This window comes from Paraburkholderia sp. SIMBA_027 (assembly GCF_046535315.1).
Taxonomy (GTDB): domain Bacteria; phylum Pseudomonadota; class Gammaproteobacteria; order Burkholderiales; family Burkholderiaceae; genus Paraburkholderia; species Paraburkholderia tropica.
The window spans coordinates 1-285 of the sequence record NZ_JAWRWY010000361.1 but is presented as its reverse complement, the minus strand read 5'-3'; the positions used below and the strand labels follow the sequence as shown (position 1 = coordinate 285).

Genomic DNA, 285 nt, shown 5'->3' with positions numbered 1-285 from the left:
GGACGTCCAGCGCCTGCTGGTAGTCAGCAAGCTGGCTTTTCAGCTCGTCCACTTCCAGTTCGGCAGCTTCCGCGCGAGCCTCGTTCTCTTCCTGGCGTTCGATGGCTTCTGCCACCACTTCGTTTTGCTCTTCCAGACGGATCTGCAGCTCATCGAGATCCGCTTCGTAGCGTTCGATCTTCTCCTGCTGACGCAGTGCGGTTTGCACCAGGTTCAGGTGATCGCTGGCCGCCTGATAATCCGCTTCCAGATCGCCTTCGGCACCGTTGTGCTCTGCCAGCTCAC

1 protein-coding gene is annotated in these 285 nt (G+C 59.3%); it reads right to left on the bottom strand.

Going from position 1 to position 285, the window contains the following annotated elements; translation table 11 throughout:
* Positions 1-285 (bottom strand): hypothetical protein (locus SB764_RS39430; RefSeq protein WP_410866672.1); only part of this gene is annotated, 285 nt, incomplete at both ends.